Here is a 16,664-nt window from a genome sequence, read left to right on the forward strand (position 1 = left end):
CCATAAGTACCCACCGAAACGATATAACAACTGCCGCCACCATTGGCAAAAAACAAGCGCATGCAATTGTATAAATAAAAAATTTGCGTGGGTGCAATAAGCATGGCTGATTCAAAAGGAGTTACCGGTGCAGGAATGTTCAATAAAAATTTATGGGTAAACTCCCTGCCAAATAATTCCACATATTCTGCCATTGAACTGATACGGGTGGGTATTGCTTTTATTGATTTACCATTGCGTTCGGTTTTTTGTGTATAGCCAATAAATACCGGTACCGCTGTAGCTACTGCCACTGCCGAATTGGGAAAAGCATTTTGTTCTTCGATATAAACACCGGGAGTTTTGTAAGTTGCCATAGCGCCATTTTTATAATTATTGTAAAGTAAGAAAAATATTGGAGTGGAGGTGATTAAAGCAAAGTTGCCTATGGCGCATTAGACGGAGGCGAACGTTGCTGGTTAAAAACCAAGCAACGGCGACGATGTGTGCGGCGATTGAAGCAATACTACGTCCCGGTTTGTGTCTTCACAAACCGTTCGCTTCAATCTACGCTTCGGTAAAAGTTCCCCAATGGTATGCCGTTGAAAGGATTGATTCTTCTTCCTTTTTACTAAAAAGAAAGAAGAACAGAACAAGTTCGCAACGATGATGCCATGGAAATGTAAAGCTGGTATTAAAAAAATTATTCTCTCCAAACCGAAAACCCAATTACAAATTCCTCCACTACCCCATCTTCACTCTTGGGTCCACCACGCCATACAACACATCCGCTAAAATATTGATGAAAATAAAAATGCAGGCGCTTAATAATACGGAGCCCATTACAACAGGGTAATCTAATTTTTCCAGTGCATCAACAGTTATTTTGCCAATGCCTTTCCAGCCAAAAATATATTCTACAAAAAATGCACCGGCTAACAGTTCGGCAAACCAGCCGGTAATGGCGGTAATAACAGGGTTAAGGGCATTGCGTAAGGCATGCCGGAAAATAACGGTGCGTTTGGGCAGGCCTTTGGCATAGGCAGTGCGTATATAATCCTGCCCCAGCACATCCAGCATGGCGCTTCGGGTAAGTTGGGTAATAATGGCCAGCGGCCGTATGCCTAATGTAAATGCCGGGAGTATTAAATTTTTTAGGGTGAGGTATTTTTCGCCGGTTACTTCGTCAATATCGAACCAACTACCGGTTAGGTTTAGCCCGGTATAAGGATGCAGCACCACACCAAAAAAATACGCAATAATAATGGCCATAAAAAATGACGGTGCCGATATGCCGGCAATGCTGGCGAACACGGCACTGCTGTCTAACCAGGTGCCACGCTTTACTGCGGCTAACACTCCCAGTAAGATGCCAATGATGGTGGCAAATAACATGGCGGCAAAGGCTAACAATAATGTGCCGGGCAAGGCTTCCATCAGCAACTGCCCTACTGCTTTTTTGGTTTGGTAACTGCGGCGCAGGTAGGGTGTTTTTAAACCCAGCTTATTTTCGCCGCCAATAAAAAATCCTTTCAGTTCTTTTTTTTCTATATCGGCCTGGGTGTGGATGCTTAGCGGAGAAACATCGTTGAGGTATAAAACTAATTGTTTCCATTTGGGTTGATCTAAATATAAATCTTTACGGATATTGTCCATGGTTTTTTTATCGCCGGTTTGGCCAACGATCATTCTTGCAGGGTCGCCAAAACCCTGGAACATTACGAATACCAAAATGGTTACGCCGAGGAGGACGAGGAGAGCGTAAAATATTTTTTTTAGGATGTGTTTCAATTAATGAATAATTGATAATGAATAATGATTTTAATGAAATAGTGATTTGCTATGGTGTCTTTTTGCTGTGCTAAAAATATTTAATATTAAAATTACGGGTTTGTAACCCTAATTAAAGGGAGAATAACAAAATAACCTTCCCAATAATTGCATATTATAGGCCTGTCGATTTTTCCATGGCTTCGGTGTAACGGTTACCTGTTATTTCTATTTTTGCTGAAGCATTTTCAATGTCCTGCAATTCTTGGTTTGATAATTCAATAGCAGCGGCTCCGTTATTTTCAGATAAGCGGTGCAATTTTGTAGTGCCGGGTATGGGAACGATCCATGGCTTTTGTGCCAGCACCCACGCTAATGCAATTTGTGCAGTAGTGTTGAAATGCCCGATCTCATTTCGTATGTTATCAGGCACCCAGTCGAGTTTTTCTTTTATAAAAATCGGTTATAGTTTCTACCTTGCTCATTTGCCATAAATTTACAACTTTCATAGCACCTGTTATATTTTGATGTATTTATGGTTGAAGGAATAAGTTAAACTGGCATTCCAGATAAAATTTTTACTGGAGGATATATTGGTATGAATAATTTTATTCATCAGGGCAGAAACAGCAATGGGAAAATTCTTTTTATTAAAACTAATTGACGATGAAAAAAAATAGCCATCCTCTGCATCTAATTTTAAATAATACACCTGTGGAGCCAGCCGCATAAAAATTTGCTTAGAAAGTTTAATGTTCGAAACGCTGGTGTTGAATGTAATAAAATGAGTGGTGTTTATGGTGCCGTCATCAAGCCCTTTGCTAAATAAATAATACATGCCCACATTTACTTTTTTACCAATAGCATAATTTGGAGAAAGTTCTGTTGCCAGGTAGCGGCGTGTTATCATTACTTTTTTAGTTGCCCCATTTAAAACAACTGTTTGTTCTCTAAAATTAAGTGCAGGATGTGCACCTATGTTTACAGTAAATTTATCTTTTTTAATTAAATGATACCTGAACCAAAAAAGAAAACTCCACGGCTTTCCCGCCAATGAAAACCGCAGGTCCGGTTCAAAACTAAATCTGTTTTTTCCCATCGAAAAATTAAATGCTGCCGCCGGTTTCCCCAACGAAAAACTGGGTACAATTGAAATACCATTATTGGTAACACTAACTGATCCTGAAAACTGTGTGGTATTTTTTGTACTGTCCGCCTTTTGCGAAAAAGAAAAATGAGTTAGAGATAAAAAAATAAAAATTAATAAAATTGTATTCTTTAGCATTGTTTAAATGGAGTTATAATTTTAAAATGTAAAGAAACTAAAGCAGGCAAAGATTTAAAAACAAAGTTCAAAGAGATTATTACGAATTTCAAATAATTTGGCAGCAGCCATTCTTATCTTTGAAAAAAATTACAGTATGGAATTAGGCATTGGCATGTTTGGCGATGTACACATGGATAAAAACGGCAACACTCAACCCGCCGGGCAAAGGCTGCAGGAAATTATTGAAGAAATAAAATTGATGGATGAATTGGGCCTGGATTTTTATGGCATTGGAGAACATCACCGGCCTGATTATGCAGTTTCCACACCGGAAATTATTTTAGCTGCGGCAGCAACGGTCACAAAAAAAATAAAATTAGGCAGTGCTGTTTCAGTATTAAGTTCGGCCGATCCGGTTAAATTATACCAAAGCTTTGCTACGATAGATTTAATAAGTAACGGCAGGGCCGAACTTGTTGCAGGCCGGGGCAGCTTTATCGAATCGTTTCCGTTGTTTGGTTATGATTTAAAAGACTATGATGATTTGTTTGAAGAAAAATTAAACCTGCTGCTGAAAATAAATAATGAAAATCCTGTTACTTGGAAAGGGAAATTTCGTGCTGCTTTAAACAAGCAGGAAATTTTGCCCCGTGCAGTAAATGATCATTTAAATATTTGGGTAGCAGTTGGTGGCACACCGGGGAGTGTATTGAGAGCGGGCAAAGCAGGGCTGCCTGTTATTTTCGCCATCATTGGTGGCAATCCTGCACAGTTTAAACCTTTGTTCGATTATTATAAAGAAGTGTATCAGCATTACAATCATGATATGCAAAAATTTCAGTTGGGTGTACACATGCATTCTTTTTTTGGAGAAGACAGTAAGCAAACTGCTGATGAGTATTATCCTATTTACTCTTCGCAAATGGACAGGGTGGGCCGCAGCCGTGGTTGGCCACCGTATCAAAAAAGTCAATTTGATTTTGGGAGAAGCAAAGAAGGCGCTTTAATAATTGGTGATGCTAATGAAGCGGTTGATAAAATTTTGCAAATGCAGGAAATGTTTGGCCTTACCCGTTTTAGTGCACATATGGATGTGGGCGGCCCCTCCCATAAATTGATGATGAAATCGATAGAAATTTTTGGAAATAAAATTGCGCCGAAGGTGAGGGAAGCGTTGAAGAAATAGTAAAGAGAGATGATAATACAAATTTGTTGTGCAGGTTTTTTGATTTGCCCTGCCCTTCAGGGCAGGAACAATGATTTTGTTTATTCAGGGCTTTAGCCCAACTCAATTTGGCTAAAGCCAGAAACATAATATTATTAGCCCCTGCCCTGAAAGCCGGGGTAACTAAAGAAGAATGATATTGAAGCCTTATTTTATTTTACTTCATTAGCTCATTGCAATTGGTTGTATAATTTTACACAAAGCATAAAAAATAATGAATTTCGAAACTTTTCAACAAAGCATAAAAGCAACAACGCCACCGGAAAATATTTCTCTTTATCTGTTAGCTATGTGGCATGATGCTAATGGCAATTGGGATAAAGCACATGCCATGGTAGATAATCTTAATGATTCCACCGCCTGTTGGGTGCATGCGTATCTTCATCGCAAAGAAGGTGATAATGCTAATGCCAATTACTGGTATCGAAGAGCGAATAAGAAAATACCGGATATGAGTTTACAACAAGAATGGGAAAATATTGTAAAAGCAATTTTGTAAATTGTTCTGCATTTCAACATCGATAAAATGATTGTACAAAAATTAAAACCCTTTACAATTGAAGAATACATTAAAGCTGCGCCTGCAGCTGTGCAGGAAAAGTTATGGCAGTTGCATGAATGCATTTGTAAAGCTGCACCCGGCGCAACAGAAGATTTAAAATGGAGTATGCCTGCCTTCAGTTATCAAAAAATACTGGTCACTTTTGCAGTATTTAAATATCACATTGGCTTTTATCCTATGGAAACAGCATTACTGGCTTTTGCAAAAGAACTTGCAAAATATAAAACCGCAAAAGGGTCGGTACAATTTTCATTGGATAAACCATTGCCATTATCATTGATCAGTAAAATCGTAAAGTTCAGGGTTAAAGAAAGTGTTAGCGGCAACATCAAATGGAAATCATAATACTCATTTGTATTGCACCATTACTTTTACAGAAAAAAATAAAATCGCAGTCTCTATCTTACTAAATATTCAATCATAATATGCAAAAAATAAACTGGGGTATTATTGGTTGCGGCGATGTTACCGAAATAAAAAGTGGCCCTGCATTTAATAAAGTGCCCAACTCGTCTTTAGTTGCTGTAATGCGGCGTGATGCAGCTAAAGCCGCCGACTATGCAGAGCGCCATGAAATTGCGAACTGGTACAACGATGCCGCTAAATTAATTAACGATCCCAAAGTAAATGCAATTTATATTGCAACGCCTCCCGACTCTCATGAAGCATACGCCTTAGCTGCAATGAATGCAGGTAAGCCTGTGTATGTTGAAAAGCCCATGGCCCTTAATTATGCTGCTGCAAAAAATATGGCTGCAGTTGCTGTAGAAAAAAAAATAAAATTATCCGTAGCACATTACAGGAGGGAGTGGCCGCTGTTTAAAAAAGTAAAACAATTGATAGATGAAAAAGCCATTGGAAAAATTTTATTGGCCCGCCTTGAATTTTATAAACCACCCCTTACACCTGCAGAACTTTCTACCAATCATCATGCATGGCGGGTAAACCCTGCAATAGCAGGTGGTGGACTCTTTCATGATCTGGCACCACACCAATTGGATCTGATGTATTATTTTTTTGGTACTGTACAAAAAGTTACCGGTATTACAACTAACCAATGCGGTAATTATATTGCCGATGATTTAGTTACCGGAAATATCTTATTTGAAAGCGGTGTTGCTTTTACTGGGGCCTGGTGTTTTAATGCAGCCATTGCTTCCGATCATTGTGAAATAGTTGGTACAAAAGGGAGTATTAGTTTTAGTTTTTTTAATGGCAATACCATTACAGTAATTACAAATGGCAATACAAATATTTTTACATTTGAAGCATTGCAGCATGTACAACAACCTATGATTGAAAAAGTAGTGCAATATTTTTTAGATAAAGCACCAAACCCCTGCAGTGGCGAAGAAGGAGCCGAGATAATGCGGTGGATGCAGGAGTTTACTAACAAATGAATGAATGGAATATTCAGGCATGGGGCTTCAGCAAGAAAAAAAACTAGTTACTGTAAACTGTTTTACCAGTGCCCGTAACAAAAAAATAAAAATACCCGCAGGTTATATTGCAAAAAAAATCCGGCAGCAAAAGCCACCGGAACATTTAAAACCATAATAGCCAAGTATTTTAAAAACCTAAGCCCACTGCAAAACCTCTTGCAAGGCCGGGGAAATCTGCAACTGATGTTGCTGCACCTGTGCTTAAGTTAATGGAATATATTTTTGTGGTTGTACCCACCGTTAATAAAGCGTAAGCCAAATTTGTACGGCCACCAATATCAAATCCATTATCGGTTTCTACATTTATACCTAATGCACCCACCTCAACTAATGTACCATTGTTAGGCGGGGTTTGTGTATATAATTTATCAGTTGAGGGATCAATTACAAATAAAGTTGTTGCTGTAGCGCCTGCAAAATTATTAGTGTATGCTGCTGCCGATGCTGCAGGAGTACCAGGGTTTAATGCGCCATCAACCGCTGCAATTAAACCTGTGTTAGGATCTAAACGCAGGTTTTGCCCTGTGTTGCTTACCACTCTAATGCGATCAACTGTTGGGTTAAAATCAAAACCAAAAGATGTGCCTGCCAATGCAGTAGTAAAAGGTGCGGTACCAACTGCAGTTGCTGCACCACTGCTCATATTAATGGTGTATAATCTGCTGGTACTGCCTAATGCATACAATTGCCCTGTTGCAGGCCGCATATCAATACCCAAAATATTTTCGCCTGCCTGTAAACCTGTAATAGCTTTTGTAACTGGGGTGGCTGGTGTTGTTAAATTAAAAATTAAAAGATTGTTGGCCATATCTGTGCTGTATGCAACTGGCCTGGTTGGTATGGCAATACCAATAACCGGAGTTGCCAATGTACCTAAATTAACAGCTTTACCTGTTAAAGTATCAATTTGGTAAATGCTGTTTACGCCACTAACGGTTAAGGCTGCCAGTGCAACTTTATTATCGTTAGAAATATCAAAATCGCCACCACCGGTTGCGGTTACTTCTAAACTGCCCACTTCAACTAAACTGCCGTTATTGGGAGGGTCTTGTTTGTATAATTTTTGTCCGTCGATATCGTATAACACTGTGCTTGCTGTGCCTGCAAAACTATTAGTGTATGCAGCGCCAATTAAAGCAGCGGAGGGATTAATGGCTGCATCTGTAGCAGCAACAGTTCCTGTTTCAGGATTTAATCTTAAGTTTTGTCCGCTGTTAGTTACCAATCTTATACGGTCAACTGTTGGGTTAAAATCGAAGCCTGTTATTGTACCGTTTATTGAAGGTGTAAATGGAGCAGCTCCAATTGCCCTGGCTGCGCCTGTTTCAGGATTAATAATATAAATGCGGCTGGTGCTTCCCAATCCGTAGAGCTGGCCGGTGGCTGGTCTAAAATCAATTGCTAAAATAGTTTCGCTGGCTTGTAAACCAGTTATTGTAAACTGAGCTGCTACATTTTGAGCAGCATTGGCGTTATATTTTATTATTTGGTTAGAAGCAGAAATGCCGAAAAATACCAGATCTGGCTTAACTACCGGAACTACCGGCGGCATAATAACACTATCATCCTGGCTGCAACTGCTAAACAGAATTACTATTACAGAAAGCAGGGGTAAAATGGAAGTGCGGATAACTTTTTTCATTAGTTGTTTTATTTTGGTTTTAAAAGGTTACTTACGAACAAATAATAATACTGGATTTTAAAAAGTGTTTTTACGTCAATTCCATCTGGTAGTGTGTTTAAATTGTATAAATATTTTACTTGCATTGATGAGATATAAAGATTATTTTACTCTTTCATCTACCCTTTAAGAATGCTGTTTCGTACGCTGTTGAAGGCTTATTTTTAACACTTAAACCTTTTTAAAATGAAGCGCTTTAAAATTTGGGCAAGTATTACCATTGCCGTTAGTATGGTAATTTTTATTTCTTCCTGTAATAATGGGGAAGATAAAAAAGTTGATACCGCTGCTGCAGAAACTACTGCTGCAAAACCTGCAGAAACTAAAATGGATGCTGCACCTGCAGCCAGGCCGGCCAATTTTACAACCATGACAATTAAAGTGGCCAATTATGCCAAATGGCTGCCGGCTTATGAGGGAGATGATTCAGCCCGTACTGTTAATGGGTTAAGCAATTATGTTTTGGGCAGGGGTTTAGGCAAAGATTCCAACACAGTATTGGTTGCTTTAAAAATGGCTGATGCTGCTAAAGCAAAAGCATTTGCAAACTCGCCGGCATTAAAAGAAAAGATGAAAAAAGGCGGCGTAATGGGGGCTCCGTTGTCTGTAAATTTTGTAGAAACTGTAATGCAGGACACTTCTGCAAATGCGTCAACCCGGGTTATTATGACGCATAAAGTAAAAGATTGGGCTGTATGGAAAAAAGAATTTGACAGCCATAAACAAATGAGAATGGATGCCGGGCTTGCCGACAGGGTAGTTGGCCATAGCGTTGATGATACCCATATGGTAACACTTGTTTTTGCAATTAATGATATGGCAAAAGCAAAAGCATTTATGGCCTCAAAAGATTTAAAAGATAAAATGGCTGCAGCAGGAGTGGAGGGGCCGCCGACAGTTTTTTATTATACTGTGGCAAAAAAGTATTAATTGCTGTTAAATTTAAAAGAGGAAGTTTCAAAAGTAAAACGAAGCCTTTGAGAATAGTTTAAAAGAAAATTTTCTCTATCACTTTATAAATAAAAAGAGGCTCTCTCCGGTTTTTGAGACAGCCTCTTTTTAAAATACTTTTATTTGGCTATGGCAAATTTTGCGTTAAGCAATTCATCATTAATAATTACCTGCAGGTTATAAATACCATTTGCATAGTTCACAAAACCGGCAGCTATGATATAGAAAATATTATCACCTTTTACCACACTATTTTTTTGCCGGTAAACTACCTGGCCTGAATTATTAATAATTTTTAATTGCATAAAGCCAGCAGCGTTAGCGTTTACCCTGAAATTTAAATTGCCAGCAAGAGGATTATTTAAAATTGTAAGGGTATTTTTTAAATTATTATCACGCCGTATGGTTACCACAACGCTGTGTTTAAAACTTCCGTCTGTACTAACTTCTTTTAGCCTGTAATAGGTAACAGCCGATGTTAAAGGTGTAATATCTGTAAAAGTATAACGGGTAGTTGATGAGGTATTGCCGGCACCTGCAACTTTTGCAACAGGTAAATAAGAAGTTGCATTATCGCTGCGTTCTATTTCAAAATAAGCGTTATTGTTTTCCGATTCGGTTGTCCAGTTCAATACTGCGGTATTATTTTGTTTAGTTGCATTAAAATTGCTTAGGCTAACGGCCAGCACTGTACTGCCTAAACCGGTGGAGCCGCAAAAAGTGTAAGTGCCCGTTCTTGCAGCACTATTACCAAAACCAAATACCCTGAAATAATAAACCTGGTTAATGGTAAGACCGGTAAGTACTAATGTTTCTACCTGGTTTATTCCTCCAACGGAACCACAGCCTATTTGGGTAAGCCCGGGGCATGCTGAACCGGAAAATGCCTGTATATCTGCATTAAAAGAAGCACTTGGATTAACTGTTATTGTAGCAGTGGCCGATTGTGCAAAAAATTTAAACCAAACATCGCTGCCGGATGCGTTTGAGCCACCGGGTGTAACGCAGGTGGGTGCCGGTGCACAGGGGTCTATAGCAGTAGTAGGTTCAAATGCGGCCTGGTTAGAGAATGAAGTGCCGCCGGCTGGGCAACCTGATATCCATGTGGAATTAAATACTACTGCGTTTGAAAACAGCGTTCCACCACCTAATATTTGTGATGAAGCTAAAAAAAAGCAATTGAGTAAGAGTAGAAGTAAAAAGGTTTTTTGTATCATGATAGTAGACTTTAATAATTGGTAAATATAATTATATTTACCAATTAAGCCACTTACTTCAGGCTGCTTTAACAGGGCCAATTATCCACAGCAAAGGTTTGTAATCTCGTATTTTAAATTTATTTTACGTAGGTTGATGAAAAACGGGAATTAATCAGGCCAACCTTTTTTCAATTCAAAAATTCGGCTCTCATAATCAAGATTTTGAACTTCCGGGCCCGCTATCTTTTTATTTAATGCATAAATTTTATATTTTCTTACAGTAAGAAAAATAAATACCGCTATTGCAAAAACCTGTATACTTTCAGCAATAAAAATGGTCTTGGGCATATTTTATAATTTAATCAGCAAATCTATTATTTAGAATTACGATGATGTAATACATTTCGGTGAAACCAGAAAAATCCTCGCTGTAACCCGCCTGCTGAACACCGGCTTTTTCGTACTTCTTTTACTTTTCCTCAATTAGCACAACTGAATATCCATTTTGGAATACCTTTTGATTATCCCTTTTATAAAATTACGGTTATGCAAAATCCAATTATACTCATTGCCTTTTCAGGGTTACTGCTTTCAGCCACCGAATGCAATAACAGTAAAAAAAATTCTGCCGATACTGCAGAAATCGAAAAACTCTATCAGTCTCAATGGTTATTTACTGAAGTTAATGGAACTATAGTGCCTTTAACCGCACGGGCCCATATTCTATTTAGTGATGATTCTGACAGGCGTGTTAATGGTAACACAGGCTGCAACACCATGAGTGGAAATTTTCAATTAAGCGGCGCTAACAGAATAAAATTTTCCTCATTAGCGGTAACAAAAATGACGTGCGATGACAATAGCCTGAATAATTTAGAGCATAATATTTTAAATGTACTAAGCAGCACTAATACCTGGAAAATATCAGCTGGTGAATTATTTTTGTATAAAAGTAAGGATCAAATTGCAAAGCTAAGAGGCGTAAAACCTTTAAGCAACAGTGTAAAAAATATTAATGGCATCTGGGAATTAAATTATGTTGCCGAAATAAAAGATCCTTTCGATAGATTATTCCCATCAAAAAAGCCGACTTTAATTTTTAATTTACTTAAACCAGAAGTAACAGGTAATGGCGGCTGCAATGGCTTTAGCAGCCAGGTAAAAATTGACGGGAATAAAATAAATTTTGGCGATCCGCTTTCTACAATGATGGCGTGCGAGGGTGGGGGAGAGCCATTTTTTTTCAGTTCATTAAAAAAAATTACTGCTTACAAAATTACTAATGATAATACACTTAGTTTATTTATGGGTAATGTGGAGCTATTGCGGTTTACAAAAAAGTAATCATCTTAAAACCATTTACCATTCTTTTTATCCCAGGTGGTTACACCAATTTTAAACTGCACCGGGTTACGGAACTGGTTGGCCGCAGAGCCTGATACATAAACACCCAATTTAAATTTGCCCAATTGGTTAAATGGGTATTTAAAAATTCTTTCAATGCCGGTAAATATTTCGGCATAGCGCAGGTTATTTCTTTCGGGTGCAAATAAAAATCCGGCGCCGGCAATTTCCCTGAGGCCGATCTTTTTAAACAAAGGGATTTTATTGAGCAAAGCGCCATTAAACTCATGTACATAATGCCCTTCGTAAAATCTTTTAAAAACCGGGAAGGTAGAATCGAGTGATTGAAATGCTTCGTTAGGATTGGAAAAGAAAAGCGGATCACCACGGCGTACCCTTTTGTAATCCACCAGGCGCAAGTCTTTTGTATTAAGGAACGATCCTGTTTTTATGGTATAAGATGATATGCCTGCCGTGCCAATTTTAATGGCTTGTCTTATTCCCAATTCTGTATAATCAAAATTAACTTTGCTGTCGAAAACATTGGGGATGCCTTTTTTCCACAGTGCATAAAAAGTAGGCCAGGAAGAACCGAGTATTACTTTTTCTTTAGGCTCCCGTATATAACGCTGGTGGGGAGTATATTCTAACCGCAACATTCCATAAAAAGCATTGTAAGGTTCAAAAGCTACAACACGGTTTGTATTGCTGTCCAGTAAACCGCCTAAAGAAATGCTGTCTATTAAATTGCCTTTTTTATAACCGCTCAGCGAACGCCTGAAAGCTGCATCAATATCCGAATAAAAAAATAATCCATTCGCAATTTCAAGCCCATGGCCAACGCCAATTCCCTGGTTAAGATAAAGATTGCTGCGGCTTATCATATTTATCCATGCATCGCCATTAAAAATAAAATCAAAACTTTTTTGCAACCGTACTGAATAAAAGCCACGGTTAAACGGATTGTACATCCTGTTCAATCTTATACTGCCATTAACATCTTTGTTTCTTACTCCATAACTTATTTCAGTAAATAACAATAAATTTTTTCTGGATTCGTACGTTTTAAAATAAAAAAAAGATGGTTGTATCCTTGCTCCGCCAAATTGAAGTGGCTGATATAAATTAGGCAGCGGTGGAATGTACCAATTTCTTCTTTTTACATGGTCGTTAAAATTTTGTCCTTTAAATAAAACTTTTTGCCACGTAATTTTATTAATTACTTTATCTATTGAATCAAGATAAATTTTTGTGTGGGTGGCACTGTAAATACTGTCTTTGTAATGTATAAAACGTACTTCTTTTTCAGTTAATGGTTCGGTGCGATTGGCTTGCCAAAAATTGCTGTCTCTTTTATAGGCTTCTGCTGTGGCTAAACTAATTTCTGTACCAAAATATTTTTTATCAAACTGTTTATTCAATTCGTAATCAGTATAAGAAACTACCGTACTGCCACTCGATTTTTTTTTACCTGATGCGGCAGTGTAAGTAAACTGCTGCCGTGTTACCATCCAGGCTTTGTTATTTATTAAACTGTATTGTTGCTCCACTTCAAAAAAATCATATTCTGCCAAATGATATTTGGGTAATTTTAATTTAGTATGCAGTATTACCCAAAGGCTGTCGGCAATGGTTATTTCGCCTTCTACTGTAGCGTTACTCAATTGCCGGGGTTTTATGCTGATGGTATATATTTTTTTACCGTTTATTATTGCTGTTTTAATTGTTTTGTAACGGTAAGCCAGCAAACCGCTGTAACTAAGCGGCGATACAAACGGTGTTGCAGAAACAGCAGGAACATTGATAAGATTATTGTAAAAATTAAAATCACCTTCGGTAGTAGAAAGAAAAAATAAACTTTGTGTATTGCCTTTTTTAGTTACGCCAGTCCTTTCTTCTTTTATTTTTTTAGGTGATAAATAATCTAGTTGTAAAATTATTTCTGCCAGCGCCATTTGATTTAATTCGGCATTGGCTAATTTTATTTTTAAGAGAGAATCACTTATGGGCTTTTTATTTTTTTTCTGCGGTATTGAATCTTGCTGCAATGCTTTTATGTAGACTTTGCAGGAATAAGCACCGGCAGCATTTTCAACTGCCTCTTTATTACGAACAACATTGCGTATGTATTCTTCGGCCTTATCCCTGTTTTTACTTTTTACTGTTACTTCAGTAAGGCTGGCGGCTTCGGCAGCTTCCATAATTATATTTTGCTCCAGGTTTGCTTTACGCAGTACAACAGTTATTACCTGCGGTTTATACCCCAACAATGTTATTACCAAATCGTATTTCCCTTCTTCAAGTTCCAATGCATAACTACCATCTTCTTTTGATACGGTACCCAGTTTAATTTCTTTGGTTTGTACGCTGGCAAATGCAAGAGGCTCCTGTTTGGCATTAATTATTTTACCGTACAATTTATATTGCTGGCAAAAAATATTTGCAGAAAAAGTGAAGGAAATAAAAAATAGAATTAATCGCATGAAATAGTTTGGCAGGTTAGTACTTATAAATATGCGATAAAAGATTGAAAGGGTAAAACGGATTTTTTTTATTGGATATTAATTAACAAAATGATAAAATACCTTGAGTAATAAATTGTATCATTCCTCTGCAGCAAATTCGTCAAGAATTTCAGTTGAACTGTGTGTCTGAATAATTTCTTTTTTTGCTCCAAAATATTTACTCAGTGTTAAAATAAAAAATCCATGCCCCGCTATTATCAATATCCAGTACCTGTAAAACTCTGTTATACTCAGTCTTATTTTTAATAAGGTGTAATCCTGCAAACCTAAATAATGGGATCCATAAAATACGATACCTGTAATAACCGCTGGTATAATTACAATTGCTAAAAGTAACAGCCATACATGCAGCCGTACCCAGCGTTTATTTTTTATGTCGAAACGTAAAAACCAATAGGCAAATGCCTCTATTGTAAGTATAATTAGATGTACAATTTCAATTGGGGAAATAATTTGCCAGAAAGAAGTAGTAGTATTTAAGGCTGAAAGACCTTGCAGATTATACCATAAAATTACCAGGGAAAGCGATCGCAACAAAACAATAAAAATTAAAACCCAAAAGCCAAACAGATATTTTTTTTGCGAACGCATAAAAAAAATTAAGGGTTAGATTTTTTGGAGTTGAAACAAAATTTGTAACCGAAAGAAAAATTACGCTTCAATAAAAGTTCAACAATGGTATGCCTTTGAACCGGGTACTTCGTACCTCAGGATAAATTCAGTAACGGTGCTGCCATTGATACTTCGACTTCGATCAGTACAAAAGCCCGTATCAAAAAAAACAACTTCAAATCCTAAACGGCTTTTATTTCTGCACACAAATCCTGCAAAACTTTTTTAGCATCGCCAAATAACATACTTGTTTTGGGTTGAAAGAACAGTTCGTTTTCTATACCGGCATAACCGGGTTTCATACTGCGTTTGTTTACGATAACATTTTTTGACAGCTCCACCTCTAAAATGGGCATGCCGTAAATGGGAGACGCAGGATCGGTTTTTGCGGCAGGGTTAACCACATCGTTAGCACCTAATATTAAAACCACATCGGTTGTTTTAAATTCATCGTTAGCCGCTTCCATCTCTAATAATTTTTCGTAACTCACATCAGCTTCGGCCAGCAACACATTCATGTGGCCGGGCATTCGGCCCGCCACCGGGTGAATGGCATACAGCACTTCCACACCTTTATCATTTAATATTTTTTCCAGCTCATGACAAATATGCTGAGCCTGTGCTACCGCCAGGCCGTACCCCGGAACTATCATTACTTTATTGGCATAACTCATCACCATAGCCGCATCTGCCAAACTTATTTCTTTATAATGCCCCTGTGCTGTGTTACCGGTTGCTGCTGCAGTTTTATTACCACCAAACGAACCAATTAAAACATTACCCAAAGAACGGTTCATGGCTTTACACATTAAAATAGTGAGAAGTGTTCCTGCTGCACCAACTAATATACCGCCGGTTAACATAACTTTATTATCATATAAAAATCCACCGCATGCTGCCGCTACACCTGTAAAAGAATTGAGTAAAGAAATTACCACCGGCATATCGGCACCGCCAATGGGAAAAACAAAAAATACGCCGTAGAAAAGTGATAAAACAAATATGCCGTAAAAAGTGAGTTGTACCCAGGGCTGTACCAAAAAATATCTTGGCTCAATGCCTTTACTAAAACGGGAACCTGTTAACTCCAAACCATTTTCGATATTTATCATTAAAACAACTGCGCCAACAATGATGATAAATAAAATAACAAGATTGAAAATATTTTGCCCTTTAAAAGAAATGTCTTTTACTTTTCCATTTAATTTACCCCAGGCAACCATACTGCCGGCAAAAGAAACTGAACCAATGATTAACCCCAAAAGAATGATCAATAATTTACCTACGGGAAACAGGTAGAAAATCAAATCAGTATTAGAACGATAATAATCCTGAACCGCAGATGCTTCTATTAAATGATTAAACTCTACAATAGAAATTAATGCAGCACAGGCACCACCCATACCATTAAACAAACTCACCATTTCAGGCATGGCCGTCATCTTTACTTTTTTAGCAGCTAAAGTGCCCACTACACTACCAATTATTAATCCGCCAAATATCCAGCCGTAATTAAATAGTCGGTGTCCATTATCCTGGTATAAAAAAATTGTTCCTAAAACGGCGATGGTCATTCCTGCTGCGGCCAGTAAATTTCCTTTACGTGCACTTGCAGGATTGGATAACATTTTTAGCCCGATAATAAATGTTACGGAAGCGATGAGGTAGCAGAGTGTGAGTATGTTTAAAAGCATAAATTCTAAATATTAATTTCTAAATTCTAAAACAAAATGCAGTTTAATCTAATCTCCTAACTTTCTTAAAATAGCTGCAAATATTTTCATTAATTCTTCTGCTTCCTGCAGTAATAATAAACGTTCGTTTTCCAATTCTTGTACTTCGTAAGTAAGTATATGTTTAAGCCATAATCTTGTTTCCTTTGATTCTTTCTTACTAATTCGTATTCTAAACCTAAGATCTTTATCACCTAATTTATCGTTTGCTTCTATATAATTTGCTGCAACAGAACCTGCAGACCGAACTAATTGAATAATATATTCCCTGTTGATAATATCATGTTTCAATTGCCTGCACAAATCCCTAACCCGTAAAGAAAACTTTTCAGTTCTTTCCTCCAAATCATATTTTCTTTCTTCAGTCATGGAAG

At 37.5% G+C, this 16,664-nt stretch carries 15 protein-coding genes and 1 pseudogene; 6 read left to right on the plus strand and 10 right to left on the minus strand.

Annotated elements, in window-relative coordinates; translation table 11 throughout:
* The 4 genes and pseudogenes from ACY65O_RS19110 to ACY65O_RS19125 all read right to left on the minus strand — a co-directional run.
* Positions 1–356 (minus strand): annotated as a pseudogene (locus ACY65O_RS19110) (phage tail sheath family protein); the annotation flags it as partial.
* A 367-nt stretch (positions 357–723) separates the two neighbouring features.
* A complete protein-coding gene (locus ACY65O_RS19115) occupies positions 724–1,770 on the minus strand; it encodes an ABC transporter permease (protein WP_462222454.1) in 1,047 nt (348 codons plus the stop codon).
* Between the two features lie 154 nt (positions 1,771–1,924).
* Positions 1,925–2,182, minus strand: a complete 258-nt coding sequence (locus ACY65O_RS19120; protein WP_462222455.1) for an aldo/keto reductase — start codon at positions 2,180–2,182, stop codon at positions 1,925–1,927.
* A gap of 84 nt (positions 2,183–2,266) precedes the next feature.
* Positions 2,267–3,034, minus strand: a complete 768-nt coding sequence (locus tag ACY65O_RS19125) for a hypothetical protein (protein ID WP_462222456.1) — start codon at positions 3,032–3,034, stop codon at positions 2,267–2,269.
* 136 nt (positions 3,035–3,170) lie between these two features.
* On the opposite strand from ACY65O_RS19125, the gene ACY65O_RS19130 reads away from it, so the two are divergent.
* The 4 genes from ACY65O_RS19130 (at position 3,171) to ACY65O_RS19145 (ending at position 6,203) form a co-directional block, all read left to right on the plus strand.
* Positions 3,171–4,202 carry an LLM class flavin-dependent oxidoreductase gene (locus ACY65O_RS19130; protein WP_462222457.1) on the plus strand — a complete coding sequence of 344 codons (1,032 nt, stop codon included), beginning with the start codon at positions 3,171–3,173 and terminating at the stop codon, positions 4,200–4,202.
* Positions 4,203–4,455: 253 nt separating this feature from the next.
* Entirely contained in the window at positions 4,456–4,740 is a 285-nt protein-coding gene (locus ACY65O_RS19135; protein WP_462222458.1) for a hypothetical protein, read from the plus strand.
* A gap of 27 nt (positions 4,741–4,767) precedes the next feature.
* A complete protein-coding gene (locus ACY65O_RS19140; protein WP_462222459.1) occupies positions 4,768–5,148 on the plus strand; it encodes an iron chaperone in 381 nt (126 codons plus the stop codon).
* 80 nt (positions 5,149–5,228) lie between these two features.
* Positions 5,229–6,203: a Gfo/Idh/MocA family protein gene (locus ACY65O_RS19145; RefSeq protein WP_462222460.1), complete on the plus strand. Its 975-nt coding sequence runs from the start codon at positions 5,229–5,231 to the stop codon at positions 6,201–6,203.
* 169 nt (positions 6,204–6,372) lie between these two features.
* Here ACY65O_RS19145 and ACY65O_RS19150 read toward each other — a convergent pair whose 3' ends face one another.
* Positions 6,373–7,887, minus strand: coding sequence for a DUF4394 domain-containing protein (locus tag ACY65O_RS19150; protein WP_462222461.1), 1,515 nt, complete (start codon positions 7,885–7,887; stop codon positions 6,373–6,375).
* A gap of 225 nt (positions 7,888–8,112) precedes the next feature.
* Here ACY65O_RS19150 and ACY65O_RS19155 point away from each other — a divergent pair, with 225 nt between their 5' ends.
* On the plus strand, positions 8,113–8,856 hold the full coding sequence (locus ACY65O_RS19155; protein WP_462222462.1) for a hypothetical protein: 744 nt from the start codon (positions 8,113–8,115) through the stop codon (positions 8,854–8,856).
* Between the two features lie 140 nt (positions 8,857–8,996).
* Here ACY65O_RS19155 and ACY65O_RS19160 read toward each other — a convergent pair whose 3' ends face one another.
* Positions 8,997–10,094 carry a hypothetical protein gene (locus tag ACY65O_RS19160; RefSeq protein WP_462222463.1) on the minus strand — a complete coding sequence of 366 codons (1,098 nt, stop codon included), beginning with the start codon at positions 10,092–10,094 and terminating at the stop codon, positions 8,997–8,999.
* Between the two features lie 528 nt (positions 10,095–10,622).
* Between ACY65O_RS19160 and ACY65O_RS19165 the strand changes: the two genes are divergently transcribed.
* Entirely contained in the window at positions 10,623–11,420 is a 798-nt protein-coding gene (locus tag ACY65O_RS19165; RefSeq protein ID WP_462222464.1) for an META domain-containing protein, read from the plus strand.
* Positions 11,421–11,425: 5 nt separating this feature from the next.
* Here the strand turns inward: ACY65O_RS19165 and ACY65O_RS19170 are convergent, their stop codons facing one another.
* The 4 genes from ACY65O_RS19170 to ACY65O_RS19185 all read right to left on the minus strand — a co-directional run.
* Positions 11,426–13,903 carry a DUF5686 and carboxypeptidase regulatory-like domain-containing protein gene (locus tag ACY65O_RS19170; protein WP_462222465.1) on the minus strand — a complete coding sequence of 826 codons (2,478 nt, stop codon included), beginning with the start codon at positions 13,901–13,903 and terminating at the stop codon, positions 11,426–11,428.
* A gap of 120 nt (positions 13,904–14,023) precedes the next feature.
* Entirely contained in the window at positions 14,024–14,536 is a 513-nt protein-coding gene (locus ACY65O_RS19175; RefSeq protein WP_462222466.1) for a hypothetical protein, read from the minus strand.
* Between the two features lie 203 nt (positions 14,537–14,739).
* A complete protein-coding gene (locus ACY65O_RS19180) occupies positions 14,740–16,251 on the minus strand; it encodes an NAD(P)(+) transhydrogenase (Re/Si-specific) subunit beta (RefSeq protein WP_462222467.1) in 1,512 nt (503 codons plus the stop codon).
* Between the two features lie 48 nt (positions 16,252–16,299).
* Positions 16,300–16,664: four helix bundle protein (locus ACY65O_RS19185; protein ID WP_462222468.1), on the minus strand; the 365-nt coding region annotated here is incomplete at its 5' end.

Origin of the sequence: Ferruginibacter sp. (assembly GCF_031430955.1) — a bacterium.
Classification (GTDB): Bacteria; Bacteroidota; Bacteroidia; order Chitinophagales; family Chitinophagaceae; genus Ferruginibacter.